Source organism: Microbacterium alkaliflavum, assembly GCF_044325405.1.
Taxonomy (GTDB): domain Bacteria; phylum Actinomycetota; class Actinomycetes; order Actinomycetales; family Microbacteriaceae; genus Microbacterium; species Microbacterium alkaliflavum.
In genome coordinates this window covers 1-23,216 of the sequence record NZ_JBIQWL010000019.1, presented here as the reverse complement: position 1 = coordinate 23,216, position 23,216 = coordinate 1, and the positions used below count along the sequence as shown (strand labels likewise).

The 23,216-nt window shown below is 67.5% G+C and carries 28 protein-coding genes; 9 read left to right on the top strand and 19 right to left on the bottom strand.

Features of this window, described 5'->3' with window-relative positions; all coding sequences use genetic code 11:
• Positions 1 to 89 precede the first annotated feature (89 nt).
• Positions 90 to 938, bottom strand: a complete 849-nt coding sequence (locus tag ACH3VR_RS22940) for a bestrophin-like domain (protein WP_397558666.1) — start codon at positions 936 to 938, stop codon at positions 90 to 92.
• 190 nt (positions 939 to 1,128) lie between these two features.
• Here ACH3VR_RS22940 and ACH3VR_RS22935 point away from each other — a divergent pair, with 190 nt between their 5' ends.
• Positions 1,129 to 1,431, top strand: coding sequence for a hypothetical protein (locus ACH3VR_RS22935; RefSeq protein WP_397558665.1), 303 nt, complete (start codon positions 1,129 to 1,131; stop codon positions 1,429 to 1,431).
• Here ACH3VR_RS22935 and ACH3VR_RS22930 read toward each other — a convergent pair.
• Positions 1,424 to 2,227 carry a CPBP family intramembrane glutamic endopeptidase gene (locus ACH3VR_RS22930; RefSeq protein WP_397558664.1) on the bottom strand — a complete coding sequence of 268 codons (804 nt, stop codon included), beginning with the start codon at positions 2,225 to 2,227 and terminating at the stop codon, positions 1,424 to 1,426. The two genes, ACH3VR_RS22935 and ACH3VR_RS22930, sit on opposite strands and share 8 nt — an antisense overlap.
• Before the next feature lie 220 nt (positions 2,228 to 2,447).
• Here ACH3VR_RS22930 and ACH3VR_RS22925 point away from each other — a divergent pair, with 220 nt between their 5' ends.
• Positions 2,448 to 3,128 carry a response regulator gene (locus ACH3VR_RS22925; protein ID WP_397558673.1) on the top strand — a complete coding sequence of 227 codons (681 nt, stop codon included), beginning with the start codon at positions 2,448 to 2,450 and terminating at the stop codon, positions 3,126 to 3,128.
• On the opposite strand, the gene ACH3VR_RS22920 is transcribed toward ACH3VR_RS22925, so the two are convergent.
• Positions 3,100 to 4,257, bottom strand: coding sequence for a sensor histidine kinase (locus ACH3VR_RS22920; RefSeq protein ID WP_397558663.1), 1,158 nt, complete (start codon positions 4,255 to 4,257; stop codon positions 3,100 to 3,102). The genes ACH3VR_RS22925 and ACH3VR_RS22920 overlap by 29 nt on opposite strands.
• A gap of 107 nt (positions 4,258 to 4,364) precedes the next feature.
• Complete coding sequence (locus ACH3VR_RS22915) at positions 4,365 to 4,913, bottom strand: dihydrofolate reductase family protein (protein WP_397558662.1); 549 nt, start codon at positions 4,911 to 4,913, stop codon at positions 4,365 to 4,367.
• A 253-nt stretch (positions 4,914 to 5,166) separates the two neighbouring features.
• Between ACH3VR_RS22915 and ACH3VR_RS22910 the strand changes: the two genes are divergently transcribed.
• Positions 5,167 to 6,234, top strand: a complete 1,068-nt coding sequence (locus tag ACH3VR_RS22910; protein WP_397558661.1) for a TIGR03118 family protein — start codon at positions 5,167 to 5,169, stop codon at positions 6,232 to 6,234.
• Positions 6,235 to 6,317: 83 nt separating this feature from the next.
• On the opposite strand, the gene ACH3VR_RS22905 is transcribed toward ACH3VR_RS22910, so the two are convergent.
• The 3 genes from ACH3VR_RS22905 to ACH3VR_RS22895 form a co-directional block, all read right to left on the bottom strand.
• A complete protein-coding gene (locus ACH3VR_RS22905) occupies positions 6,318 to 7,001 on the bottom strand; it encodes a phosphatase PAP2 family protein (RefSeq protein ID WP_397558660.1) in 684 nt (227 codons plus the stop codon).
• Between the two features lie 46 nt (positions 7,002 to 7,047).
• Positions 7,048 to 8,019 (bottom strand): hypothetical protein, encoded by a 972-nt coding sequence (locus tag ACH3VR_RS22900; protein WP_397558659.1) that lies wholly within the window; start codon positions 8,017 to 8,019, stop codon positions 7,048 to 7,050.
• A gap of 649 nt (positions 8,020 to 8,668) precedes the next feature.
• Entirely contained in the window at positions 8,669 to 9,352 is a 684-nt protein-coding gene (locus ACH3VR_RS22895; protein WP_397558658.1) for a hypothetical protein, read from the bottom strand.
• A 61-nt stretch (positions 9,353 to 9,413) separates the two neighbouring features.
• Here ACH3VR_RS22895 and ACH3VR_RS22890 point away from each other — a divergent pair, with 61 nt between their 5' ends.
• On the top strand, positions 9,414 to 9,908 hold the full coding sequence (locus tag ACH3VR_RS22890) for a TIGR03668 family PPOX class F420-dependent oxidoreductase (protein ID WP_397558657.1): 495 nt from the start codon (positions 9,414 to 9,416) through the stop codon (positions 9,906 to 9,908).
• A gap of 78 nt (positions 9,909 to 9,986) precedes the next feature.
• On the opposite strand, the gene ACH3VR_RS22885 is transcribed toward ACH3VR_RS22890, so the two are convergent.
• Positions 9,987 to 10,598 carry a TetR/AcrR family transcriptional regulator gene (locus ACH3VR_RS22885; RefSeq protein ID WP_397558656.1) on the bottom strand — a complete coding sequence of 204 codons (612 nt, stop codon included), beginning with the start codon at positions 10,596 to 10,598 and terminating at the stop codon, positions 9,987 to 9,989.
• A 150-nt stretch (positions 10,599 to 10,748) separates the two neighbouring features.
• Between ACH3VR_RS22885 and ACH3VR_RS22880 the strand changes: the two genes are divergently transcribed.
• The gene (locus tag ACH3VR_RS22880; RefSeq protein WP_397558655.1) at positions 10,749 to 11,963 is read left to right on the top strand and encodes an FAD-dependent oxidoreductase; all 1,215 of its coding nucleotides are present in this window, start codon (positions 10,749 to 10,751) and stop codon (positions 11,961 to 11,963) included.
• Between the two features lie 96 nt (positions 11,964 to 12,059).
• On the opposite strand, the gene ACH3VR_RS22875 is transcribed toward ACH3VR_RS22880, so the two are convergent.
• From ACH3VR_RS22875 to ACH3VR_RS22860, 4 genes are all read right to left on the bottom strand, one after another.
• Positions 12,060 to 12,794 (bottom strand): class I SAM-dependent DNA methyltransferase, encoded by a 735-nt coding sequence (locus tag ACH3VR_RS22875; RefSeq protein ID WP_397558654.1) that lies wholly within the window; start codon positions 12,792 to 12,794, stop codon positions 12,060 to 12,062.
• Between the two features lie 56 nt (positions 12,795 to 12,850).
• Entirely contained in the window at positions 12,851 to 13,174 is a 324-nt protein-coding gene (locus tag ACH3VR_RS22870; protein ID WP_397558653.1) for a cupin domain-containing protein, read from the bottom strand.
• A gap of 16 nt (positions 13,175 to 13,190) precedes the next feature.
• Positions 13,191 to 13,316, bottom strand: a complete 126-nt coding sequence (locus ACH3VR_RS22865; protein ID WP_397558652.1) for a hypothetical protein — start codon at positions 13,314 to 13,316, stop codon at positions 13,191 to 13,193.
• A 70-nt stretch (positions 13,317 to 13,386) separates the two neighbouring features.
• The gene (locus ACH3VR_RS22860) at positions 13,387 to 14,346 is read right to left on the bottom strand and encodes a helix-turn-helix transcriptional regulator (protein ID WP_397558651.1); all 960 of its coding nucleotides are present in this window, start codon (positions 14,344 to 14,346) and stop codon (positions 13,387 to 13,389) included.
• Positions 14,347 to 14,451: 105 nt separating this feature from the next.
• On the opposite strand from ACH3VR_RS22860, the gene ACH3VR_RS22855 reads away from it, so the two are divergent.
• Positions 14,452 to 15,573, top strand: coding sequence for an epoxide hydrolase family protein (locus ACH3VR_RS22855; protein WP_397558650.1), 1,122 nt, complete (start codon positions 14,452 to 14,454; stop codon positions 15,571 to 15,573).
• A 27-nt stretch (positions 15,574 to 15,600) separates the two neighbouring features.
• On the opposite strand, the gene ACH3VR_RS22850 is transcribed toward ACH3VR_RS22855, so the two are convergent.
• On the bottom strand, positions 15,601 to 15,813 hold the full coding sequence (locus tag ACH3VR_RS22850; RefSeq protein ID WP_397558649.1) for a dodecin: 213 nt from the start codon (positions 15,811 to 15,813) through the stop codon (positions 15,601 to 15,603).
• Positions 15,814 to 16,365: 552 nt separating this feature from the next.
• Here ACH3VR_RS22850 and ACH3VR_RS22845 point away from each other — a divergent pair.
• A complete protein-coding gene (locus ACH3VR_RS22845; protein WP_397558648.1) occupies positions 16,366 to 16,755 on the top strand; it encodes a hypothetical protein in 390 nt (129 codons plus the stop codon).
• 35 nt (positions 16,756 to 16,790) lie between these two features.
• On the opposite strand, the gene ACH3VR_RS22840 is transcribed toward ACH3VR_RS22845, so the two are convergent.
• Positions 16,791 to 17,126: a LysE family translocator gene (locus ACH3VR_RS22840; protein ID WP_397558647.1), complete on the bottom strand. Its 336-nt coding sequence runs from the start codon at positions 17,124 to 17,126 to the stop codon at positions 16,791 to 16,793.
• Between the two features lie 382 nt (positions 17,127 to 17,508).
• Here ACH3VR_RS22840 and ACH3VR_RS22835 point away from each other — a divergent pair, with 382 nt between their 5' ends.
• A complete protein-coding gene (locus ACH3VR_RS22835; RefSeq protein WP_397558646.1) occupies positions 17,509 to 17,961 on the top strand; it encodes an Lrp/AsnC family transcriptional regulator in 453 nt (150 codons plus the stop codon).
• A 9-nt stretch (positions 17,962 to 17,970) separates the two neighbouring features.
• Here ACH3VR_RS22835 and ACH3VR_RS22830 read toward each other — a convergent pair whose 3' ends face one another.
• From ACH3VR_RS22830 to ACH3VR_RS22815, 4 genes are all read right to left on the bottom strand, one after another.
• Positions 17,971 to 18,378 (bottom strand): VOC family protein, encoded by a 408-nt coding sequence (locus ACH3VR_RS22830; RefSeq protein ID WP_397558645.1) that lies wholly within the window; start codon positions 18,376 to 18,378, stop codon positions 17,971 to 17,973.
• 116 nt (positions 18,379 to 18,494) lie between these two features.
• Positions 18,495 to 18,953, bottom strand: coding sequence for a hypothetical protein (locus tag ACH3VR_RS22825; protein ID WP_397558644.1), 459 nt, complete (start codon positions 18,951 to 18,953; stop codon positions 18,495 to 18,497).
• A 146-nt stretch (positions 18,954 to 19,099) separates the two neighbouring features.
• Positions 19,100 to 19,513, bottom strand: coding sequence for a hypothetical protein (locus tag ACH3VR_RS22820; RefSeq protein ID WP_397558643.1), 414 nt, complete (start codon positions 19,511 to 19,513; stop codon positions 19,100 to 19,102).
• Between the two features lie 274 nt (positions 19,514 to 19,787).
• Complete coding sequence (locus ACH3VR_RS22815; protein WP_397558642.1) at positions 19,788 to 20,540, bottom strand: GNAT family N-acetyltransferase; 753 nt, start codon at positions 20,538 to 20,540, stop codon at positions 19,788 to 19,790.
• Between the two features lie 250 nt (positions 20,541 to 20,790).
• Here ACH3VR_RS22815 and ACH3VR_RS22810 point away from each other — a divergent pair, with 250 nt between their 5' ends.
• Positions 20,791 to 22,779, top strand: coding sequence for a glycoside hydrolase family 15 protein (locus ACH3VR_RS22810; protein WP_397558641.1), 1,989 nt, complete (start codon positions 20,791 to 20,793; stop codon positions 22,777 to 22,779).
• Between the two features lie 130 nt (positions 22,780 to 22,909).
• Here the strand turns inward: ACH3VR_RS22810 and ACH3VR_RS22805 are convergent, their stop codons facing one another.
• Entirely contained in the window at positions 22,910 to 23,140 is a 231-nt protein-coding gene (locus tag ACH3VR_RS22805) for a hypothetical protein (RefSeq protein ID WP_397558640.1), read from the bottom strand.
• Positions 23,141 to 23,216 lie beyond the last annotated feature (76 nt).

Sequence of the window (23,216 nt, the reverse complement as noted above, 5' to 3'; positions counted from 1 at the left end):
TGTCAGGTCACGCCAGGGATGGTCAACGACACCCCCGCGTGAATGGAGTGTCGGACCGGCGGGCGGTAGGTCGCCGGTCCGACACTCGCCTAGGGGTCGGACCGGTGTTCGAGTTGGTCCATCACGCGCTCGAACGGGCCCGGACCCACGGAGATCGATCCCTGGTACGGCCGGTCCATGTCCGCCGTCGCGAATATCACGAGTCCGATGAACAATGCCAGCATCCCGGCCATGACAAGGTGCAATCGTCGGCTTTTCACGATGATGAGGCCGATGAGGACGGCGTTCACTGCGGCGCCGACCCAGATCGCCACCCAGAACAGCGTCGGCAACTCGAGAACCGTCGCGTCGATGCGCTCGCGACGGGTCTTGACGAAATCGTCGAAGGTACTGAGAAGCTGCGAGAACTCGGCGGCCTGCTGCGGTCCGACCGGTTCGTAGGCGTAGATCTGCCGCTCGAGTTCGTCGACGATCGCAGTGCTGGCCTCAGGAAGCGCTCCGCGCCGTTGGTTGGGCCAGTCCTCCTCGATCACAACCCGCAGATACTCCTTGAGGGTGTCCTGAATCGGCCCCCCGACCTGCTCAGGCAGGCCCGTCGTGCCGCGGTACAGCGCGGTGATCTGACCCGCCTCCCTGAGCGCCGCCTGCCTTGCAGCGGTGTAGTTCTGATAGACGGACACCGCGACGAGCGCCAGCAGGATGCCGAAGAAGACGCCGAAGGAGCCGATCACGTGGCCCAGGACGCGGTCCCACTGCGCGGGGTCGTCGACATGCCTGCGCACGACGGGCCTCAACGCGACGACGATCAGGCAAGAGGCAAGGACGAATCCGCCGACGAACAGCGTCAACGAGAGCCCCAGCGGCAGAGCGCCTGTCAAGATCACGGCGGTCCCCCTCGCGCGGACCCAAGCTGCTGCAATCGAAGTGATCGCGACCATCAGCCTACGACCGGGGTGTTTTCGTCGCAGCCGGGTCACCGGTCGCGGATTCGCGTTATTCACAGTCCTTAGGGATCTCATAGAACACTCAGACATCCAGGTTTAGAATGCGTTAGAACCCGAATGGAGACACCTGGCACATCGGGACGACTTGAATCACGGAACACGCATGGGCAGAGCACTCACTTGGATGGACGCTGAGGTTGAGATCCGGCGGCTCCGCCGGCGAGCGGAGAACTACTCCCTCGTCACCTCGCTCGCGACCACGCTGGGGATCGTCACCGGCATCGCCGCCTGTGTGACGGGCGTGGCAGTGTTCGGGGCGATCCTGATCGTGCTCGGCGTGCTCATGGTCGTGGTGTCGACGGTTGGCAAGCGCGCCTGTATCGCGGCGACCCGACCGTACCTCGAGGACCAGCGACTCGGCGCCCTCCAGCATGAGCAGGCTCTCCGGGATGCCCTCGGCAATCAGCATCCCGCGCGGATCACTTGAGCACGAGCAAGAGGAGGAGCGCGGCGAACACGACGCTCTGCGAGCTGTGAGCGAGGATGCCCAGGAGGGCGCTCTGGTAGCGACGCGACGGCCACGACAGGATGAACGCGTTGACGAGCCGTCCCGGGATCGCCCACGGCACGTGCAGGTGGTACAGCGCGAACAGGACGCCGTTCGCGAGCCAGTCGCCTCGGCCGAACACCCCCTGCATCCGGGGGAGCAGCAGTCCGCGGAACAGCAGCTCCTCACCGAGAACGGTGTTGAACGCGAACATCACCAGCGTCAATGCGAACCAGGTCCAGTTGCCGGAGAAGAAATCCTGCCCGACCGCGGACTGCAGGAAGTCCCCGAGATCCCGTCCCGCCGGGGCGGGGAGCTTGGGAAGCATCTCCCTGCCGTAGACGAGGAGCGTGAGCGGAATCAGAAGGAGCCACAGCACCCCGCCCTTGCGTCCGGTCTTGGGACTCCGTGGTGCCCGCAGCCAGAGCGCTTCCTTGAGCACCGACCAGCGGAGCGTGCCCTGCTCGCGGCGGACCAGGATCAGCACCAGCGCGAACTGCCAGATCAGACCTGCGGTAAGGGTGAGCAGGATGGCCTGGGGCCAGGCCGCAGGGCCGGGAAGCATCGATGCGAGCCACGGCGCCACGACCCAAGCCAGCACGGCCATCGGCAGGGCGGCTCCCGCCCAGACCCCCAGGATCTGAGGCAGCGAGTACTGCCGAATCGGCTTCGGCACCGGTGCGCTCTGGGCGACGGGGCGAGTTCTGCGGAGGGATCCTTGCAAGATCTCGGTCACGATGGACTCCTTCGAATGCTTGTCACGCTGCAGCCCACACCGGGCTCAGCGTGATCGGTGGAGGTGATGGCCTCACGCTATGGACCGCCCCAGAGGGCCGCGTCCGCCGATGGCCTCGAAGGGAGCAGCACGATTCGACGAGAACCGGTCGTCCTTTCGGAGGAGGCGATGGCGCCGCGAGGATGTTGTCCTCGGCCGTCGGCGGCGAGAACATGGGGCGATGACCATCCGTGCGCTGCTCGTGGACGATCAATCCATGGTGCGGGCGGGGCTGCGGATGCTGCTGTCCGGCGAACCGGACATCGAGGTCGTCGCCGAAGCAGGCAACGGCCTGCAGGCGATCGCTCACGCGGCCCGATTCGCGCCGGACGTCGTACTGATGGACATCCGGATGCCGGAGCTGGACGGGCTGGAGGCGACACGGCGTATCCTCGCGACCGATCCGAGTGCGCGCATCCTCATCCTGACCACCTTCAACCTCGACGAGTACGTTTACGAGGCGCTGCGTGCCGGGGCGAGCGGCTTCGTCCTCAAGGATGACCCGCCAGAGCAGCTGATCGCGGCGGTCCGGACTATCGCCGCAGGAGAGGCCCTCCTATCCCCATCGGTCACGAAGAACGTCATCCGGCACTTCACCCGGCTGCATCGCGACCCGCCGCCTCCGGCCGTCGGCACACTCACCGCCCGGGAGCTGAACGTGTTGGAGCTGCTCGCGCGCGGACTCTCCAATGCGGAGATCGGGAAGGCGCTCTTCATCAGCGAGACCACGGTGAAGACTCATGTGACCCGCGTGCTGCAGAAGCTCGAGCTTCGCGATCGGGCGCAGGCGATCGTCCTGGCTTATCGGAGTCATCTCTTCGAGGACGACCCCATCACCGGTCCAGCGGGAGTCGGGCGCTGAGTACGAAGCCCCCTTGCGGACCCGGGCCGGCCACGAGCTCTCCGCCATAGATCTTGACGCGCTCCCGGATGCCGATCAGGCCGTGTCCGAGTCCGTCGCTCGGCTTCGGCCCATCCCCGTCGTCGAGAACCTGCACCAGGAGTTCCTCGGGCGAGTAGGCGATCGAGACGTCGGCGCGGCGTGCGTGCGCGTGTTTGAGGGCGTTCGTGAGACCCTCCTGTGCGATCCGGTAGGCGGCGAGGTCGATCGGTCCGGGGAGCGCGACGGGCTCCCCGTGGGTTTCGAGCGCGACGGGGAGGCCGGCTCGGCGGATCTCATCCAGGAGTGCTTCGAGCCCGGCCAGACCCGACTGAGGCCTGAGCTCCGGCGCCTCGTCGTCGCCGCGCAGCGCTCCGAGCAATTGCCGCATCTCGGACAGCGCCCTCCTCCCCGTCTCCTCGACTTCGCGCAGTGCTTCCTTCTCATCTGGGAATGCGTCGGGAAGTCGGTGCCGAACCGCACCGGTGTGGAGCACCATGACGCTCACGGCGTGCGCGACGATGTCGTGCAACTCCCGGGCGATCCGCGCCCGCTCCTCAGCGACCGCGATCCGTGCCGAGGACTGGCGGTCCCGTTCGGCCTGCGCGGCGCGCTCCTCGGCCGCCGCCGCCAGGTCTGCCCGTTGCCGTACGGCGAATCCGAGGAACCAGCACACCCCGAACAGCGCCGGGATGAACAGAAGCTGGGTCGGCGAGTGCGTCGTCAGGTTGTACACCACGACAGCGGCACCGCCGACGACGACCGCGAGGCCCAGTCGTGCCTTCCAGACGTTCCGCTCGCTGCCGAGAAGGAACGAGACCGCCATCGTGAGAATGAACAGGCCGGTGGTGAGCGGAATCAACTGGCCGTCGACGAACGAGACGGCGACCCCCAATGTCCAATACGCGATCGGAGCGCCGATGGGGAAACGCTGCCGCGCGAACAGCGGAAGAACGATGAGCCCGATCGCGACGATGCGGAACCAGAGGACCTCCGGTGGAGCGCCCGATTCCGGATGCTTGACGACAACCTCGAGCATGGCCGCCGCGGCGGATACAACGATCAGAACGTCGAATCCGTGGCGCCGCACGAGAAGGCGAAGGCGTCTCACGTCGCGAAAGTACTGCGTTCGCGTGCCACGCGCCTCGTCCTCGAGGAGGATATCGCCTCACCTCACCCACTCAGCGGGGAACTGCGCCGGCGGGCGACGGCATCCGGTCAAGAGAGGACTCGGTAGCGGAGGTGGGTGACACCACCCTCACCGTTGAGGACGCTGATCCTCTCGAGCTCCCGGCGCGGGGACCCGAGATCATCGAAGAGCCGGCGTCCAGTCCCGAACAGCACAGGCACGAGGTGGATCTGGATCTCATCGAGCAGTCCGGCGGCGAGCGCGCGTTGCGCCGTGGCGGCGCCGTGCACCAAAACGTTTCGTTCGCCGGCCGCCGCTCGAGCCGAAGTGAACGCGTCGCTGATGTCGTTCGTGTAGTGCACCGCGGGCATGGTGCTCGCCCAGGCAGGGATCGGACGGCGGCTCAGTACCCAGATCGGCACGCCGTCGTGATGATCGCCGTGCCACCCTTCGGCCGGTTCGAACGTTCCGCGGCCCGCGACGACGGCGCCGGTGGACATGAACTCGTCCACGACCTGTGCATTGACGTCGCCTTCGGGCGGGAAAACCCACTCGTGCAGCCGCTCGCCACCATCTCCCAGCCCGTTGTCGTCAGACTCGTTCGGGCCCGCGATGAAGCCATCCAGCGACATCGACATGTACAGCACTGTCGCACCCATCCGCCACTCCGCTCCGCTCGGTATCCGCATTCTCCTCTCGAACCGTCACCCGCGCTCCGCTGTGAGCCGCCTCCCGTATACGGAGGATCCGCATCTGCGCAGTGCTCGTAAGCCCGCGACCGGGGCCGTTCCGTGAGAGAACCGCCACAGCGTGAACCTCGGCGGCCTCCACCTCGTGTGAGCGGGGAGGGGTCTGCGCCGTTGCAGGCCGAATCGTGAGGAGGCTCATGTCATGGTTGCCAAAGGAACCATCGCCCGGGGAGCCGCCGGCCTAGCGCTGGCACTGGTCGTCGCGGTCGCCGGACCGGCGAACGCGGCCGGAACGGGCACATTTCAGCAGATCAACCTCGTGTCCAACCAGCCGGGTGTCGCCGCGCTCACCGATCCGGCGCTCGTCAACGCGTGGGGCATGTCGCACGGGCCCAACACGCCCATCTGGGTCTCGGACAACGGATCCGATCAGACGACGCTCTACCGGACGGATGTGGCCGGCAGCCCGGTGACCAAGGTGCTCTCGGTCGCCATCCCGGGCGGGGCCCCGACAGGCCAGGTGTTCAACAGCAACGGTTCGGGGTTCAACGTGCCCGGGACCACCACACCGGCACGGTTCATCTTCGCCGGCGAGGACGGCTTCATCTCCGCATGGGCCGGAGGTGCCGCAGCCACACAGGTCGGCGGGCAGATGCCCGACTCGGTCTTCAAGGGCCTCGCGCTGGTGCAGAGCCCGACCGGAGCGCTGCTGCTCGCAGCGAACTTCCGGGCCAACCGGATCGACGCGTGGAACTCGTCGTGGACCCTCGTGTCCACGCCCTCGATGTTCCACGACTCGAACCTGCCCGCCGGCTACGCGCCGTTCAACGTGGCTGAGATCAACGGCCAGGTGTTCGTGACATATGCCAAGCAGGACGCGGCGTTGGAGGACGACGTCGCGGGGCCGGCCCACGGGTTCATCGACGTCTACACGACGGGCGGTGACTTCGTGAAGCGGTTCGCGACACACGGCGTGCTCAACTCGCCGTGGGGCATGACGCTCGCACCCGCGAGCTTCGGTCAGTTCGGCGGCGACCTGCTCGTCGGGAACTTCGGTGACGGGCGGATCCACGTGTTCGACCCGCAGACCGGCGCGGTCCTCGGACTCATCCGCGGTGCTTCCGGCGGACCGCTGGAGATCGACGGCCTCTGGGGCCTGACCGTCGGCACGCAGGTTGCCGGTGGTACCGACTCGGTGTGGTTCAGCGCGGGGCCGAACGGCGAGTCGGACGGCCTGCTGGGCCTGCTCAAGCCCGCTGTGAAGGGCTAGGCACCGACCAGCGGGGAGGTGGCCGGGGGTCGCGGGAGCGGCCTCCGGTCACGCCCTGCCGTCGGGCGGGGCGTCGCGCCCGCCTATGGCGAGATCAGCTCCCGCCGCGTGACAGCGGCGCTCCACCGTCCCAGCATGGCGCCTGCGACGGTGTCTGAGATGTGGTGCTGGCCGCGGTAGACACGCGAGAACGCGATCGCTCCGGGGATCCCGTACCGAAGGAGGGGACCGAGGAGCCGCGCGCCACGGGCGCCGTGGCGATCGAGCAGGTCGGCGAGCGTGCCGTAGAGCGCGAAGGCTCCCGCCGTGTGCCCGGAGGGGAACGACGACGTAGCGTGCGGATGCTCGGGGCGCCACACCGACTGGGGTCGTGGCCGTCCCACGAGTGCCGCGGATGCGAGGAAGCAGGAGGTCTCGAGGGCGAGCACCGCGGCGGGGGCGACCGCCGAGCGCCGGTCGCGCGTCAAGAGCCAGGTGACGCCGCACCAGATCGCCGCGTTCGCGATGGTCTGCGGCACGCCGGAGCACCACGAGAGCGCCTCGGTGACCCGGTCGATCGGCTCGCGCGGCCCGGTCGGGTTCGCAGGCTCAGTAGCGACGGCGGTGTCGCCGTCGCCCGGCCGGTGGCCGAACCGGTCCTGGAGCGCACGCACGGCCCTGTCCTCGTAGGGGTCGTCGCCGCCGAGGAGCCGCATCCCCCGCCCAGCAGCGGCCAACACGGCGATCGCGCCGAGCCCCTGGATGACGACGGCTCGGAGCAACGGCATCCCCGCATCGTACTGGCGCTGCGTGGATGGTGTGGCCATCACCCGACTACAGCAGCTCCTCCTGCACCAGCACGTACGGGACCGTCGCATCTATGTCGATGTTGACGTACCGGAAATTGTTCTTCTCGTGCTCGGAGGATGCGGTCGTCTCGCCGTAGGTGTACACGAAGATGTGGTATTTCCGAGAGGGTGTCGCCACGAACGTGGTGGTCAGTCCATCGTCTTGAGTGGCCGCGCCGCCCGCGGCCACGTCAACGGCGTATCCACTCGAGCTCTGCGAGTAGACGGTGATCGGCTGATCTCGGTCTGCGACATAGCCTGCCCCGCTGGTGCGCGACCAGCTCTCGACATAGATGCCGAGCAGCGCCTTAGATGTCGCGGGAGTCTGCTGGCCGGTGAAGCTCGATTCTGTCTGCCATTGCACGTACGGATGCACGGTGACGTTGGCATCGCCCCACGCCGGCACGTAGAACATGCCCGCGCCGGCGATCATGTACGAGCTCTGGCCCGAGTAGGAGTCGGTAATGCTCATCAGCCGACCTCGCCTGATGATGTCGTCCTCGGTGGAGTAGATGGTCCCGTGCGGGCCCTCCTGCCGCCACGCGTAGCGGTAGTATCGCCGCCAGTCCTTCGTACCATCCCGGTCGGGACCATACACGTGCAGCAGGTCCGATGCCGTGGGCACGTAGGGCTCGAAGATGCGGCCGGCGGCAGCGATCAGTCGCGTGTCACCAACAGTCTTCGCGAACGTTGTCCCCTCGAGATCGCGTACGCCGTAGCCGGCTACCTCGCCCTTGAAGGACTCGCGGAGCCCGCTGACGTGGTCCCGGATCGGCTCTCCCGCCTCGGTCAGCCACGCCGGCGTCTCGGCCTGGCAATCGGTCCGTACGAATCGTGCCGTGAAAGGCGCGTCCCCCAGCCTGCTCACAGCCCGCTCGACGTCTTCGTCCGTGATCCCGACCGGCTCGTTGTCGTTCATCGCAACTCCGTCTCCTCCGCCATCCGCGGGATCGGTCATGACGCACAAGATGGTAGAACCACAGTCCCGGCGGCGGAAGGCCTGCTCCCGCGGGGCGCCTCAAGGGCCCGCAGTAGCGAACGGTCCCATTCGGGTACGCTTGCGCGAGTGGGCGCCCCGGTCTTGGGCGGCTGGAGGCCCTCTCGGTTCTAGCCTGCGGGGCGTTCCACCCGCNGGAAGGCCTGCTCCCGCGGGGCGCCTCAAGGGCCCGCAGTAGCGAACGGTCCCATTCGGGTACGCTTGCGCGAGTGGGCGCCCCGGTCTTGGGCGGCTGGAGGCCCTCTCGGTTCTAGCCTGCGGGGCGTTCCACCCGCTTGTGGGACCGCCCTCCCGCGTCCGCACGGCTGCGGGCAGCCGGGACTGCGGGAGGGCGGCCGCACACGGTCTGCCGACGTCCCCCGACGTGGGCAGGAAAGGACTGCGGGGGTTGGTCAAGTCTTGGGGCCTTGACCGACCGGCCTCCGGGATGCTTGGGGTCCTCACCCCGGGGCCTTGCCACGCTGCCCCGAGTGTGCACGCGTCACAGTAGCCGACGATCTGCCGGCGGCTCGGAAATGTAACCCGACGGAAACCCGAACGACAGCGGCGGTTACCGTCTCCCCGATGACGCTGGGGGTTTGCCGTCGCCAAGGTTCGCTTCGGCTATCGCCTAAACGATGACGGGGACGTCGGCGTTGGCATCCACATCCGCCGACTCAAGTGTCCTGCCCACAAAGCGTGCAGCGTCCGATACGGCGGCGGTGAGCAGGGCGACGAGTCGTTCGTCGGGGTCGCCATCGCACGCCCGCGCGATCCCATCCACGGCACCGCTCACGAGATCCCGGCACTGCCGCGCGGTCATGCCCGGGCGGCCCGGGCCGACTTTCTCGATGAACTGGATGGCCCAGGCATCGGCGGCGGGGGTCGCGCGGAGGGCGGCCTCGGCCAGCTCGCGCGACTCCGAGGCGAGCTCGTCCTCCCGTTCCCCGAGCGCCCTGAGGGCGACGCGCAGCCCCACCGCCTGTGAATGCTGGCGCTCCTCGGCAGCGATGGGCAGGGCGGTGCTGGCGGCTCGCACGGCGAGCAGGACATCGAGCAGCGGGTCGTCACTTGTCAGGCCGACGACGGACGGAATGAGCGGCGCGAGCCTGGCGCGGCCGACGTCGCTCGTCCGGTCGTTCACCATCCGTGCGAGCTGCGCGAGGGTGCCGTGCGTACACGCGGGATGGTCGCTCCAGCGTTCTCCGGCCAGGTACGACGCGAATTCCATGAAGCACGCCCCGCGCCGCGGCGAACGGTGCCGGCCAGGGGAGAGGATCGGCACGACATCCGGGTAAGTCATCCAGTCCCGCATAGGACCCCCTCTCTCCTTCCACTGTGCGCCCGCCGCATCCGTCTTTCAAGCGCCTGGGCAGATGACGGGCCCAGGGAATCCCGAGGGTTGCTCGACAGAGGGGGCGGGTTTCGCGGCGCGTAAGAGGCAGGATGGCCGCGTGAGGCATACCGCTCAGAAGTCCAGAAGCCTGGCGCTGGGGGAGCGCGTCGGCAGGCTCGCAACCGTATCGCCGGATCGCGGTCCACACCTTGTGCCGGTGACGTTCGCCGTCGCGGAGGGTTTCATCGTCATCGGCATCGACGACAAGCCGAAGACCACCCTTGACCTGCGGCGTCTGAGCAACATCCGGAACGATCCACGCGTCGCCATCTGCTGGGACCGATACGACGAGGACTGGAGCCGACTGTGGTGGGTCCGCGCCGATGGGATCGCATCCATCGCCGAGCATGGTCGGTCATGGGAACGCGCGTGGAAGGCTCTCGACGACAAGTATGAGCAATACCGCCACGCCGAGCATCGCGGCCCCGTCATCATGGTCCAGGTGACGAAGTGGAGCGGCTGGGCGCACGGTTGACCGCCGATCGGCATCCGGATGCGGGCAATGCGCGGAGGCGGCAGGTCGTGAACGGTGCGTGGCGCGTCCGTGGTGCGATCACTGTCGTGCGCGGGCGACGCCCATGCGGATGAGGCGAGCAACGAAGACGTCGTCGTCGGCGGGCGGGTCGGCGGTGAACTCGCCTCCATAGACGGTGTTGACGACGAGTTCCGCGAAGATCATCGCCGCGATGTCGTGTCCCGCGTCTTCAGGAAGGTTGAGCACTCGCATCATCGCCGCCTGCACGCGGAGCGCCTCCTCGACGCCGCGGCTGTGAATGCGTGTGTCCTGAACGGATGAGCCGATGACGGCGCGCAGCAGGTGCTGCTCCCGTCGGAACAGCTCTGTCATGGCCGTAGCGACGTGTCGTACGCGCTGCTCGACCGATGCGTCCTCGGGGTCGACGGGCGTGAGGAGGCTGTCTTCGAGAGCGCGCACGCGACGCATCCCGTGTTCATAGATCGCTGCGATCAGGCCGGCCCGCCCGTCGACGCGCGCGTAGAGCGACGGCGGAGACATCCTGCTCAATCGACAGACGTCGGTGACGGTGACGGCGTCGATGCCGCCGGCCTCCAGCAGGGCGCAGCCGGCGTCGAGCGCTCGCGTCCATGCTGCCCTGCTCCGCTCCTGCTGGGGCGGCCGAACCAGGGGGGTCGCGGCATCCGTCATTCCGCTCCGGTCCTCTCGTCCTGCGTCATCACTGCCGTCGATGTGTTGAATCAGCCAGCTGCCGTTCCCTTATAACTATAAGCGTCTTACAGTTTGGTCATCGGCGAGCGACGCGCTCGCATGAGGAGCAACTCGACGAGGAGTACAGCCATGGCATCCGACGCACACTCGATCGTCGTTCTCGGTGGTGGTCCGGCAGGAATGGCGAGCGCTCTGGCGCTCCACACCGCCGGGCACGACGTCGTCATCCTGGAGCGTTACCGGGAGGCGCGTCCCGCCGGCAACATCCTCAACCTCTGGCCGCCTCCCATCAAGGCGCTGAGCCTGATGGGCGTCGATGTCGACGATCTCGGCGCACCTTGCCACTCCACGTTCCGCACCGCTCAGGGTCACGTCCGCGCGGACATCGAGATCCCTCAGGCAGTGGTCGACGAGTTCGGCGGCGGATTCATCGGGATGCTGCGCCCTGATCTCTATCGCCGGATGCTGGCCGCCCTGCCGCCCGGAGTGCTGCAGGTGAACCAGGAGGTCACGGGTATCTCCGATCGCGGCGACCACGTGGAACTGACCATGAAGGATGGCACGACGCGGCGGACGCCGTTGCTGATCGGGGCCGACGGGATCGACTCGATGGTGCGCGCGCACCTCTGGGGCGCCTCGCCGAAACGCGAGCACAAGCTCCACATCATCGGCGGCTACACCTTCGAGGACGTCCCGGGTGCCGAGCACGGCGAAGCGATCATCGCGCACTCCCGCACGGTGCAAGGGTCGTACACCGCGATCCGCAGCGACGGTCGAACGGGCTTCCAGTGGTGGACGCTCGAGGCCTGCGATCCCGATGCGCCGGCGCCCGCCGACCTCCGATCGCACGCACTGGCGCTCGCTCGGCGAGACTTCGGTTCGCCGTTGACGGGCTTGATCGAAGGGACGACGGACGACCATGTGCAACGGTGGGTGATCCGCGATCGCAAGCCGCTCAAGAAGTGGTCGAAGGGCCGGATCACGCTCGCGGGCGACGCCGCCCACGCGACATCCCCGTATGCCGCGTACGGTGCCGGGATGTCGATCGGCGACGGCTACTTCCTCGGACAGCTGCTCGCCGGCATCGACCTGGCCGACACGGCCGCCGTCACGGCCGCCCTGGATGTCTACGACGACAAGCGCATCCCGCACACCACGATGCAGGTGCAGCAGGCGTACATCCTCGGCAAGGTCTTCCACCACGCTCCGGCGCCGCTGCGGCCGCTGCGTGACTTCGTCATGGACCACACACCGATGCTGCAGAAGCAGATCGGCGAGCGCAGCCCCCACGAGATCGTCGCGCAGCTCGACGAGATGGGCGAGGGGATCCGTGCGAATGCCTGAATCCCTCGGCGCGGCGTGGCGCGCGGAATCGTCTTCCGCACTGGCCGACAGGTAGGAGCTCAGCGCCGTCGCCGCTTGCAATGGCGCGGGCTCAGCTCACGGCTTGCGCCACACCGACACGTGACTTGCGCTGTCGGAGGTGAACGGATTCCGATTCCAGTCCTCGTACCGCGCCTCGAACTCAAGCCCCGCCAGTCGCGCCATGAGATCGCACTCCGCCGGCCAGATGAAGCGGAAGTTGCTTGTGCTGTACCGCACCGAGCCGCCGTCCTCATGCGTGTAGTGGTGCGAGGTTCCTTGCTGCGTGACGAGGTCCATCGTGTCGAAGCCGAGGTGATGATCGGTCACGTCGAACGGAACAGCCGCCTGCCCCGGCGGGAATCGCCGCAAAGGCGGCACCCACAGCTCGATCACGAACCGCCCGCCGGGAGCGAGGTGGTCGGCCGCGTTCTGGAAGCAGGCAACCTGCTCGTCTTGAGTGCGCAGGTTGCCGATGCTGTTCCACACGAGATACACGAGCGAGAACTCGCCGTCGACCCTGGTCGTCGCCATGTCGCCGACCGCGACGGCGATCCGATCGGTGGAGATCTTCGCGTACAGCTGGTCGACCATCGGCTGTGACAGCTCGATGCCCGCGACGGTGACGCCGCGGGTCGCGAGGGGAATGGCGACGCGGCCCGTTCCCACCGCGAACTCCAACGCAGCCCCGTCGCCCGCGAGCGCCGTCAGGAAGTCGACTGCCGGCCCGAGCACGTCCGGTGCGAACATGTCGCTCGACGACGTGTCGTAGCGCTGCGCGGTCTCGGCATCCCAGTAGTCGCTGCTCACCATTCGCCCGAGGCTAGCCCCATGTCTGCTCGTTCGTCAGCCCCCCGCGGCTTGCATGATCACTCGAGCCATTCGGTGATGAAGCGTTCACTCGCGTGGATGTGCGTTGCGACGTAGATGCCGCGGTCGAGCACCTCGAATCGGTGCGCCACGAGCTGCGGCACGACGAGTATCTGCCCACCGACCCCGACCAGTTGCTCGCCGCTCACGGTGAACAGGGCGGCGCCCTCGTGGATCAGAAACGTCTCCGTGTACGGATGGCGGTGCAGCCGCGGCCCGGAGCCGGGCCGTGATGAATGCTCCCGAATGATGCTCACCTGCGAGCCGTGCAGGTACCCCTCGAAGTCGCCGTCGGGCGCGACATCGATCGGTGTGATCGTCATAGGGATCTCGCTCCGGTCAGTCCACGACGTGCGCCGTCAGTGTGATCGACACCAGGGTTCCGGGCGTCGAGTCGACCCGGACGCCCTGACTGAACAGCGAGGCACGCGGCGCGTCCAGCGTCGTGATGATCTGCCGTGCCATGCCCGGAGCCTATGCCCGCCGAGACGGTCCGAACAGCTCGGGACGCGCACGACTCGACACGCCGGCAGACTCACGCGTCGGCTCCGGCCGCGCGTTCGAAGCGTGCCGCGAGGTCGCGCAGCGCGATGACGAGCTCCGGCGCGTCGATGACGTCGAACTCGGCGTCCAACATCCCGAGGTAGAGCGCGAGCGTGCGCGGGTCGTCCGACCCGACCATGATCTCGCAGCGATCCCGAGCGTGCTCGGTGACGGTGAGCGGCACCGGGATGCGCTGGCGGACGTGATCGGCCGGTGCGTGCACGACGACCCGCGCACGGAACCGCCAGGTCGCGCGTCCTATGCCCCGAGCGACATGTTCGGCGATGACGTCGTCGGACGGCAACGGCTTGGGGGTGAAGCGCGGGCCGACCGGAAGGTGCAGGCGCGCTCGGTCGACGCGGAAGGTGCGCCACGCGCCACGTTCCGTGTCCCACGCGAACAGGTACCAGCGGCCGCTTCCCGCGATGAGCCGATACGGTTCGACGTCGCGGCGCGACGGTGACCCGGAATGGGACGCATAGTCGAAGCGGAGCCGCTCCGCATTGCGCACCGCGGCCGCGATCGTCACGAGCACGTCGGGATCGGCATCCGTTCCGCTCCCCGGCAGCGCAAGGGTCGCGACGCGGAACGACTCGAGGCGCTCGCGGAGGCGCGACGGCAGGATCCGCTGGAGCTTGAGCAGCGCGCGCACGGATGCCTCGCCCACCCCTTGAGCCGATGCCGCGGCCGACCGCAGCGCAATCGCGATCGCGACCGCCTCGTCGTCCTCGAGAAGCATCGGAGGCATCGTCGCCGACTCTCCCAGGCGGTACCCGCCCGCGACCCCCGGCGCGGCATCGACGGGGTAGCCCAGTCGGCGCAATCGGTCGACGTCGTTGCGCACCGTACGGGTCGTGACATCGAGTCGCGACGCGAGTTCGGCGCCCGACCAGTCGCGGCGCACCTGGAGCAAGGAGAGGAGGCGGAGGAGTCTCGCCGAAGTCTCGAGCACGAAGTCACCATCTCACGAATCGCGGAAAGAACTGTTCCGCATCTCTCGATACCGTCGATCGACGTCGACGCGGGAAGCGCCGATACGCAGAACGAGGAGCGACCGATGGACGATATCCAGCCTTTCCGCATCGAGATCGATGACGCCGAACTCGACGACCTGCGCAACCGGATCGAACGGACGCGTTGGGCGGACGAGTCACCGGCGCCCGGCCGGGAACGCGGCATCCGCTCGTCCGAGCTCCGCGCACTCGCCGATCATTGGGGCGCCGGCTACGACTGGCGTGCGCACGAGGCTCGCCTCAACGGAATCCCGCAGTTCACGACCGACATCGATGGGCAGCGCATCCATTTCTTCCACGCACGCTCATCGCGCCCGGATGCCGCGGCGCTGCTCGTCACGCACGGATTTCCGAGCTCGAACGTCGAGTTCGCGCGTCTGATCGAACTGCTCACCGAGCCGGAGTCGGGGCCGGCGTTCCACGTCGTCGCTCCGTCGCTGCCGGGGTACGGCTTCTCGACGCCGCTGGGCGGAGCGGGCTGGGCGATGGGGCGCACCGCGCGAGCGTGGGTCGAGCTCATGCGCCGACTGGACTACGGCCGGTACGGCGTGCACGGAGGGGATGTCGGAGCCGGCGTGTCAGGGATGGTCGCCGCCTTCGACCCCGAGCATGTGACGGGCGCACACGTCGTGACAGACCCCATGACAGCGGCGAACACGGCGACGTTCCTGCCCGGCCTCGCCGACAACCTCGATCCGCAAGACCCCGTCGACAGGCTCATCCTGGACCGCATGGAGGTGTTCCGGACCGACACGTCGGGCTACCTCGCGATCCAGAACACGCGGCCTCAGACGATCGGATATGGACTGACCGACTCTCCGACGTTCCTCCTCGCCTGGGTCGCGGAGAAGCTCCAGGACTGGACCGACATCCCGCTCGACCCGGATCTGATCCTGACGCTCACCTCGGTCGCCTGGTTCGGGAGGGCGGGCGCCTCGGCGGCGCACACCCTGTACGACCAGGCGCACTCCCGCGAATGGGGCGCTCCCGCGAGCGTTCCGCAAGGGATGTCCGTATTCGGGACTGACCCGACGGTCCGCCGGATCCTGCCCTTCCCCGATGACGGCTGGTCGGCCGAGCACGACGCCGGCCTGCACTTCCCCGCGATGGAAATGCCCGAAGTGCTGGCGGACGACCTGCGCGCCTTCTTCGGGCCGCTCGCCTGAAAGGCGACGTGCCGGGCGACTAACGCCTCAGCCGTCTTCGAGACGGAAACCGACCTTGATCGTGACCTGGAAGTGATGAACCTCGTTGTCCTCGACGTGTCCCCGGACGGACACGACTTCGAACCAGTCGATGTGGCGCAGTGTCTGCGATGCGCGAGAGAGCCCGTTTCGGATCGCCGCATCCACTCCATCAGGTGACGTGCCGACGATCTCGGTAACGCGGTAAACGTGGTCAGTCATCGTGAGCCCTCCCGTGGCATCGCGTGGAGCGATGTCGCTGACCCTACGCTTCGAAGGCCAGGCCGGGCCAGAGGTGGAATTCTCGTGGCACGGTCACCAGTCACCGCCCTTGGGCAGCGAGGGCGACATCTGCTCCGCAATGTGCCGATTGCGCGCGTCGACATCCATCAGCGGGCATCCCACGAAAGCCCGGGCTTTTCAACGCAATCGGAAGCCTGGAGAGCGGGCTCGCACGGCATCCTTGGTTGTTCCTGGTGAGCGTCGGAATCTGTAGCGTGCTCGTCCAAATCGCGACCCGGGGTGTTCCTCGGGCATGGGATTGGGTCTGGGTCAGCGGAATGGTGGCCGTGTCCGTCGGCCTGCCGCCGGCGTTCCGGCTCCGCTCGTCAGCAGACCGCACCCTCGAGCGCCTGGCGGACCGTGGAGTGCTCACCGGTCCGACGGGCATTCTCTCGGAGCAGACGCGTAAGACGGGCGAGGTGCTCGGGCGGTGGGTCGGTCCAGTTCTGGCAGACCCTGTTCCAGTTCTGTTCTCGCGACTACTGTTTGGCCGTGGACGACGATGCGGTCGAGGCTGGCGAGTTGCTGGCTCGTTACGGCATCAAGCGCGGCCTGACCGAGAAGGAATCGGAGATGAATGTCCTCGGGACATCGCTCCTGAACGGCGGGTTGCTCTTCTTGCTGCCGGTGCTCTTGTTCTTCAACTACTGGGCCGCGTCCGTGGACACCGTGGAATGCGGAGGCGATTCAGACTGCGAGGCGTCGATCGCGATCATCAGCCTCGCGCTGCTACTGGGATTGATCGGCATTCTCGCTGTTTCGATCACCGTGAGCGTTGTCCTGCTGATCCGACGCCGGCTCGCCGCCTACGTCCCGATTGTCGCGGGCTTCCTGATGTTCGCCTGCACCGCGGTTGCCTACCTCGCAGAGTCAGGTCGCTGAGCGCCCCGGTGTCGACCGGAGCACGAGCGTGTCTGTCACAGCAGGAGCCGGTCGACGATGAGGAAGGCGCCGATGGCGATCATCGCCGCTCCGGAGATGCGTCCGACGATGCGTGACGCGGTCGGGCGGGAGCGCAGGACTGCCCCGGACCCGTAGCCGACGACGAGGTAGACGATGGCGCAAGTCACGATGTGCACGAGCCCGAGGGTGAGGATCTGGACGGGCAGCGGCCAGGCGGCGGTGCGGTCGGTGAACTGCGGCAGAATCGCCAGGAACAGCAGGAACACCTTCGGGTTCAGTCCGCTCACTCCGAATCCCTTGAACCACCACGTCGCAGCCGACCCCTGCAGCTGGCCGCCGCCACCATGCACCGTCGTCGGGTGCGCGAGGGTGGAGACGCCCAGCCAGACCAGGTAGAGGGAGCCGCCGAATGGTCAGGACGGTGAGGGCGCCGGGCAGGCCGTTCACCAGTGCACCGACCCCGGCCGCGACGATCAGCGTCGCGGCTGCGTGGCCCGTCAGCAGTCCTGCCACTGCGGGCACTGTTCGGCGCTGCAGTCCCGCGGTGATGGCGTATGCCCAGTCCGCTCCGGGGGTGATGATGAACAGGATCGACGTGCCCCAGAACGCCGCGATCGCGATCCCAGCCATGCCGCCTCCCGTTGTTTGACGGCGCCAACTCTAGGAACTTTCGCGTCGAAGGTGTTCCTCAATGTGATCGCGATCAGGGCGTTCGGTGCAAGAATCTCTGGCATGGATGCGATCGATCGGGAGATTCTTGCGCAGCTGCAGGTCGACGGCCGCCTCACCATCACCGACCTCGCCCAGCGGGTGGGGCTCAGCGTCTCACCGGCCCACCGTCGGATGCGGGACCTGGAACGCGCCGGCGTGATCCAGGGATACCGGGCGACGATCGCCCCGGCCAAGGTGAACCTCGGGTTCGAGACCCTCGTCTTCATCACCATGCACGACGCGACGAAGCCCACGATCGCCGCGTTCGAAGCGGCGGTCACCGCCATCCCGCAGATCACCCTCGCGCAACGGCTCTTCGGCGACCCGGACTACCTCCTGCGCGTCGTCACCGCCGACCTCGCCCACTTCCAGAACCTCTACGACGAACAGCTCAGCGCACTGCCCGGCGTTCAGCGCCTGAACACCACCCTCGTCATGAAGAAGGTCGTCGACGACCGCCCACTACCCCTCTGACACGTGCAGCTACCCCGCAAAGGTGGCGAAAGTCCAGTGATTGCCGTCGGGGTCGGAAACAGTGAACTCACGCGAGAGGTAATCCGTCTGGTCGACGAGCTCATGCACGACGGTCGCCTTGAGGACACGTGCGCGGGCCATGACGGCGTCCGGGGTCGCCGTCACAACGTGCAACGAACTCGTGCCGGGCCTGCATGGCGTGAGCCTCTCACCCGTGCTTGAGAGCAGCACCCGCCCGCCTTCGGGCCAGTCCATCTGACAGTGGTGGATCGTGTTCTCGTCATCACCGGGGATGAGCAGATCCTCCGCAAATCCGAGAGCGATCAACCATTCGCGAATCGCGTGCGCATCATCGCTGACGATGCTCGGCCAGACGCTCCGTTGAACAACGCCGCTCACTCGAACAGTCACATTCATCAGCCTATGTTCGACCCGGGACTCGGCGAGGCTCCCGGCGACGACGTCTGGTCGGACACAGATGTCCCGCTCGTCGTTCCGGGCGAAGGGATGCCGCGTTGCCGGCATCCCTCTGCTCAGCGCTTGCGGACCTTCGGCTCGGGCTGCACGAGGGCGCGGACGATCAGCGTGTACGCCACCAGCGACAGGACGTACCCGAACAGGTACACGACCATCTCTTGCACCAGGAAGCGGCCGTAGTCCAGCACGCCGTCGATGATCGCGGGGGAGAACCGACCGATGAAGTACGCGGCCGTCTGCCCAGCCGCCAAGATGGCCAGCAGTGCGAGGGCCGCCAGGATCGCGAACCACACGCGCGTGCGCCACACACGCCCGGTCGCGGCCATGGCGGTGGACGAGGTCCAGTCCGGCACCTCGGGGTCGAGTGCGCCGTTGATCTTGGGCATCAGGATGATCGCCGCCAGGAACAGTCCGTTGATCCACGGCCCGCCCAGAGCCGCGAGCGCCGGGTCGCCCGCGCCGCCGTGCACGAACGACGGGATCAGCAGCAGGACGAGCACCGGAAGGGTCGCCACGATTGCCGATTGCACGGCCCGGAGAAAGTGCCTGGAGCCCGCGTCGGCGGTAGGTGACGAACGGTGGGGCACAGGTTGAGCGTAGTGGGCAGCGGGCGAGATCCACGGAATTCCGCGGATCTGGGGTGGTCCTGCGCGGGATGTGCTCAACCTGCGGCGGATGACCGCGCAGGAGCGAGCGCGATGAAGCCGACCCTGACGTAGAGGGCGGCGGCCGCGACGAATCCGACCGACATGAGGAATGACATCCAGCCGCTGTCGGTCACCATCGTGCCGATCCCCGCGAGGAACGTCAGGATGATGACGATGAAGGCCCACAGGGCAGGACGTTGTGCGACGCCCTGTCGTCGAGCGACCAGCCACACCCGCACGGCGACGATGATGACTCCGATGCCCACGAGCGCATGCAGACCGAGGATGACACCCGCGACTATCTGGGCTGCGCCCGAGTTCTCGTCTGGGCTGCCGAGGAGGTTGGCGCCCATTCCCAGGAGGAACTGAAGAGCGAGCGCACTGAGCGCTTCCCGAGATCGACGCACCAAGGCTTCGGACGAGTTCATCGGCGTTTCCCTCCTGTGACGGAACGCACCACTGCACGCCCATTCTCTTCGCCCGGCTGAGTCGTGTCATGAGCCGGCCGGTGTACATGCGCATACTCTCGACGGAGTACGGGACCGGTTATCGCGCGGGATGCCGTCACCGAGACCTGTTCCGCCCGCCACGGCCGTGTGGTCCGCCCGCGGTGCGAGTCGGGCAGCCGCCGCCGAATCGGGATCCGCGTTCGCGCGACGCAGCGGTCGTTGGCAGCTGTGCAAACGAGCGCGCACCGTTGGATCAGACGGGTCGGCGTACCACCGTGTAGTGTCCGCGCTCCTCGGTGGGCGCGAAGCTCCGTCTGTCGAACATCGAGCGGGGTCCGCAGAAGGCGTCGGCGTCCCCGCCGTCGGTTTCGCGGCGAGGGTATCCCTCGATGTACTGCGCGCCGCGCGCCTCGCCGTCGGCGACGACGCGATCCAGGAGCGCCGATGAGACTCCATGCCGCCGGTAGGGCGGGGCGATGACGAAGCAGGACACGCCCACGATGCTGTCCGGCGCCGGGCCGTCGCGATCGACGTCGCCGTACTTCGCGTACGTCGATCGGCGTGACGCGTTGACCCAGCCCGCAACCCGGCCGTCGACGTAGGCGAGGTAGCCGAGCGTCGCGCCAGACCGGAGGCGCTCGATCATGTCGGCCCGCACATCGCGCCAGGGACGCTCAGGAGCGTCGCCGGTGTGAGGGTGCAGGCAGTAGCAGGACCCCCAGTCAGGATTGTCGGGAAACGCGTCCCGATCGAAGAATCGGAGCCAATCGTCGATGCGCCCCTCGGTGACGGGATGGATCTCGATCGGGCCGATCGAGGGTAGTCGCTCGGTGGGGCCGTTTTCGCGCACCGACGCCTCCGCGAAGTTGCGTGCCCACAGCCGCATCTCGGCATCGGGATACGGAACGTCGTGCGTGGCGCGTACGTGCGCGATGAACTGATCGACGAGCGGCTGCGTGTCGGCGCCGTCGAATCGGATGTCCTTCTCGAAGCACTCGATCCACATGTCTGTCGACTCCGTCGGTGAGCGTGATTCGGAGGGCGCGAATGCGCCCCACGGAGTGGGCGAGGTCTCTCGCGGCCCAGCCTATGCACATGAGGACCGATACCCTCCGGATCGCTTCTCCGCGCGCCGGTCAGCGCGCACTGGTGGTGACGCGCTGTGCGTCGTGGGACCTGGGCGCGTGTGCGTACCGGGCTGTCGCGGTGGATTCAAGCCCGTAGGCCGAAGGGGTTCTCCGACCTAGCGTTGGGGAATGTCGCGCGCATCTCGGGAATCGCTGGGCCGCCACGGGTCGCCGATACCAATCGCTGAGTATGCGATGGTGGGCGACCTGCACGCCGCCGCGCTGATCTCGCGTCATGGCAGCATCGACTGGCTGTGCCTGCCCCGTTTCGACTCGCCGGCGTTCTTCGCGGCGCTGCTCGACAGTGAGGATGCCGGACGTTGGGTGCTGAGGCCGAGCGGTGACATCGTCGACGTCCGCAGGTCCTACCTGTCCGGAACCTTCGTCTTGCAGACGTATTGGCGGACCGCGGAGGGCGAGGCCGAAGTGTGGGATTTCATGCCGCTCGGTGACCAACGGCCCAATCTGGTCCGCCGCGTTCGCGGCCTCACGGGAGTGGTCCGATTCGGTGAGGAGATCGCCATCCGGTTCGACTACGGCGCGGCCATCCCGTGGGTTCGTCAGACCGTATACGGGGGCGAGCCCGCTCTCCTGGCGACCGCTGGTCCGTCCACGGTGATCCGACGGGGCCCGGAACTGCGTCCGGTCGGTCACACCCACTCCGCGGAATTCGATGTCGGCGCCGGCGAGATCATCGATCTCGTTCTGACCGGTTATCCCTCGCACCGCGAGCCGCCGCCGCCGATCGATGTGGACGAATCTCTGCAGCTCACTGTCGACTGGTGGCGCGATTGGGCAGCGCGCAGCGAACCGCCGAGTCCGTATGACGAAGAGGTGCAGCGGTCCCTCCTGGTCCTGCGGGCGCTCACCGACGAGGACACCGGCGGCATCTCCGCCGCGGCGACGACCAGCCTGCCCGAGACGGACGGCGGGACCCGGAACTGGGATTACCGGTATGTGTGGCTTCGCGACGCGGCGCTGACAATCGGCGTCCTGCTCACCCACGGTTACGAGGCGGAAGCGGAAGAGTGGCGAGGGTGGCTCTTGCGGGCCATCGCGGGGGACCCGAGTGACGTGCAGATCATGTACGGGATCGGCGGGGAGCGACGCCTCCATGAGCACGAGATCTCCGAACTGTCTGGATATGGCGGCGCACGCCCCGTACGCGTCGGCAACGCGGCTTATGAGCAACGTCAGTGGGACATCTTCGGTGAGGTCATGGTGGCCCTCCACGGAGCGCGCACAGCGGGACTCGCCGAGACCGAGGCGTCGTGGCCGCTCCAGTGCGCGCTGCTGGACTTCCTCGCGGACAACTGGGAGAAGCCCGACCGGGGCATCTGGGAGATCCGGGGTCAGGAACGCTATTTCACTCACTCCCGCGCGATGGTCTGGGCCGCCTTCGATCGAGGGGTTCGCGCCGTCGACGAGTTCGGGCTGCCCGGAGAGCCCGACAAGTGGAGGTCGCTTGCAGACCAAGTGCGGGAGGAGATCATGACCAGGGGATTCGATGCCCAGCGCAACACGTTCGTTCAGCACTACGCCACCTCCGAGGTCGACGCCGCGCTGTTGCAGCTGCCGCAGATCGGCTTCGTCGATGCCGAGGACCCCCGCATGCTCGGCACCGTGGCGGTACTCGAAGCGGAACTCATGCGGGACGGTCTGCTCCTGCGGTATCGGACGGCGACCGGTGTAGACGGGCTCGTGGGGGAGGAGCATCCGTTCCTTGCCTGCTCGTTCTGGCTCGTCGAGCAGTACGCCGCCTCCCACCGGTTGACAGACGCCCGCGCGCTCATGGATCGGCTGACGTCCTTCGTCAACGACGTCGGGCTCCTCAGCGAGGAATACGATCCGGTCGGTCGGCGACAGATGGGGAACACTCCGCAAGCCCTCTCACACCTGGCCCTGGTGCGCGCCGCTGACGCCATCGCGGCGGCAGAGAAGGGGCACGCCGCCGAGTTGCCCAACGTGCGCGGCGAGTCCGAGGGCGGACAGGCGGGACAGCAGACCCCTCCCACCCCTCCCACCGAAAAGCCGACCGATCTCGGCCACACTCCTCAAGAGAGCCGAGACAAGGCCGGCATCGAGATCCCGAACCCTCCGCCCGACCCCAACCCATGACAGGTGCGTGCCGCCCGACGGGACCGCCGGCCCAGCAAGCGTCTCGCGCGACACTCCGCCACACACCGCGCTCGGCACGCGTGCGACGAGACGGTGCCCGAACGTCGGGTGTGGGCGTGCTGACGGGAGGCTATTCCGTCGGCGGCACGGCGAGGCTGAGGTGAACGCCCGGTGTGATGAGGAGTTGGTACGGGGCGCGTGCCCCATATCCGTCTACGGCCTCCAGCCAGCCCGGCCTGCCGGAGGTGAGGATGTCCTGAATCTGCTGCTGAACGTCGCTCAGTCGGCGGTCGATGACCGTGTAGGGCTCACCGCCGTAGCTGACTTGCACCGATCCCATCCCCGCGCGGGTGAGTCCCATAGCGTGGTGTCAATTCCTGCGGGGCTCTCGTCGTCGCTGACGATGAAGGGCCACCGTGGGATGACCAGTTGTTTCC

What these genes read in the sequence shown, in the direction of transcription:
- ACH3VR_RS22805 (WP_397558640.1), bottom strand. Translation starts at nt 23,140, where the DNA reads ATGGGACTCACCCGCGCGGGGATGGGATCGGTGCAAGTCAGCTACGGC.
- ACH3VR_RS22830 (WP_397558645.1), bottom strand. Translation starts at nt 18,378, where the DNA reads ATGAATGTGACTGTTCGAGTGAGCGGCGTTGTTCAACGGAGCGTCTGG.
- ACH3VR_RS22900 (WP_397558659.1), bottom strand. Translation starts at nt 8,019, where the DNA reads ATGACCGATCCCGCGGATGGCGGAGGAGACGGAGTTGCGATGAACGAC.
- ACH3VR_RS22935 (WP_397558665.1), top strand. Translation starts at nt 1,129, where the DNA reads ATGGACGCTGAGGTTGAGATCCGGCGGCTCCGCCGGCGAGCGGAGAAC.
- ACH3VR_RS22875 (WP_397558654.1), bottom strand. Translation starts at nt 12,794, where the DNA reads ATGGTGAGCAGCGACTACTGGGATGCCGAGACCGCGCAGCGCTACGAC.
- ACH3VR_RS22870 (WP_397558653.1), bottom strand. Translation starts at nt 13,174, where the DNA reads ATGACGATCACACCGATCGATGTCGCGCCCGACGGCGACTTCGAGGGG.
- ACH3VR_RS22895 (WP_397558658.1), bottom strand. Translation starts at nt 9,352, where the DNA reads ATGCGGGACTGGATGACTTACCCGGATGTCGTGCCGATCCTCTCCCCT.
- ACH3VR_RS22925 (WP_397558673.1), top strand. Translation starts at nt 2,448, where the DNA reads ATGACCATCCGTGCGCTGCTCGTGGACGATCAATCCATGGTGCGGGCG.
- ACH3VR_RS22910 (WP_397558661.1), top strand. Translation starts at nt 5,167, where the DNA reads ATGGTTGCCAAAGGAACCATCGCCCGGGGAGCCGCCGGCCTAGCGCTG.
- ACH3VR_RS22865 (WP_397558652.1), bottom strand. Translation starts at nt 13,316, where the DNA reads ATGGCACGGCAGATCATCACGACGCTGGACGCGCCGCGTGCCTCGCTG.
- ACH3VR_RS22915 (WP_397558662.1), bottom strand. Translation starts at nt 4,913, where the DNA reads ATGTCGATGTCGCTGGATGGCTTCATCGCGGGCCCGAACGAGTCTGAC.
- ACH3VR_RS22890 (WP_397558657.1), top strand. Translation starts at nt 9,414, where the DNA reads ATGACGGGCCCAGGGAATCCCGAGGGTTGCTCGACAGAGGGGGCGGGT.
- ACH3VR_RS22905 (WP_397558660.1), bottom strand. Translation starts at nt 7,001, where the DNA reads ATGCCGTTGCTCCGAGCCGTCGTCATCCAGGGGCTCGGCGCGATCGCC.
- ACH3VR_RS22940 (WP_397558666.1), bottom strand. Translation starts at nt 938, where the DNA reads ATGGTCGCGATCACTTCGATTGCAGCAGCTTGGGTCCGCGCGAGGGGG.
- ACH3VR_RS22885 (WP_397558656.1), bottom strand. Translation starts at nt 10,598, where the DNA reads ATGACGGATGCCGCGACCCCCCTGGTTCGGCCGCCCCAGCAGGAGCGG.
- ACH3VR_RS22880 (WP_397558655.1), top strand. Translation starts at nt 10,749, where the DNA reads ATGGCATCCGACGCACACTCGATCGTCGTTCTCGGTGGTGGTCCGGCA.
- ACH3VR_RS22835 (WP_397558646.1), top strand. Translation starts at nt 17,509, where the DNA reads ATGGATGCGATCGATCGGGAGATTCTTGCGCAGCTGCAGGTCGACGGC.
- ACH3VR_RS22850 (WP_397558649.1), bottom strand. Translation starts at nt 15,813, where the DNA reads ATGACTGACCACGTTTACCGCGTTACCGAGATCGTCGGCACGTCACCT.
- ACH3VR_RS22815 (WP_397558642.1), bottom strand. Translation starts at nt 20,540, where the DNA reads ATGTGGATCGAGTGCTTCGAGAAGGACATCCGATTCGACGGCGCCGAC.
- ACH3VR_RS22820 (WP_397558643.1), bottom strand. Translation starts at nt 19,513, where the DNA reads ATGAACTCGTCCGAAGCCTTGGTGCGTCGATCTCGGGAAGCGCTCAGT.
- ACH3VR_RS22855 (WP_397558650.1), top strand. Translation starts at nt 14,452, where the DNA reads ATGGACGATATCCAGCCTTTCCGCATCGAGATCGATGACGCCGAACTC.
- ACH3VR_RS22810 (WP_397558641.1), top strand. Translation starts at nt 20,791, where the DNA reads ATGTCGCGCGCATCTCGGGAATCGCTGGGCCGCCACGGGTCGCCGATA.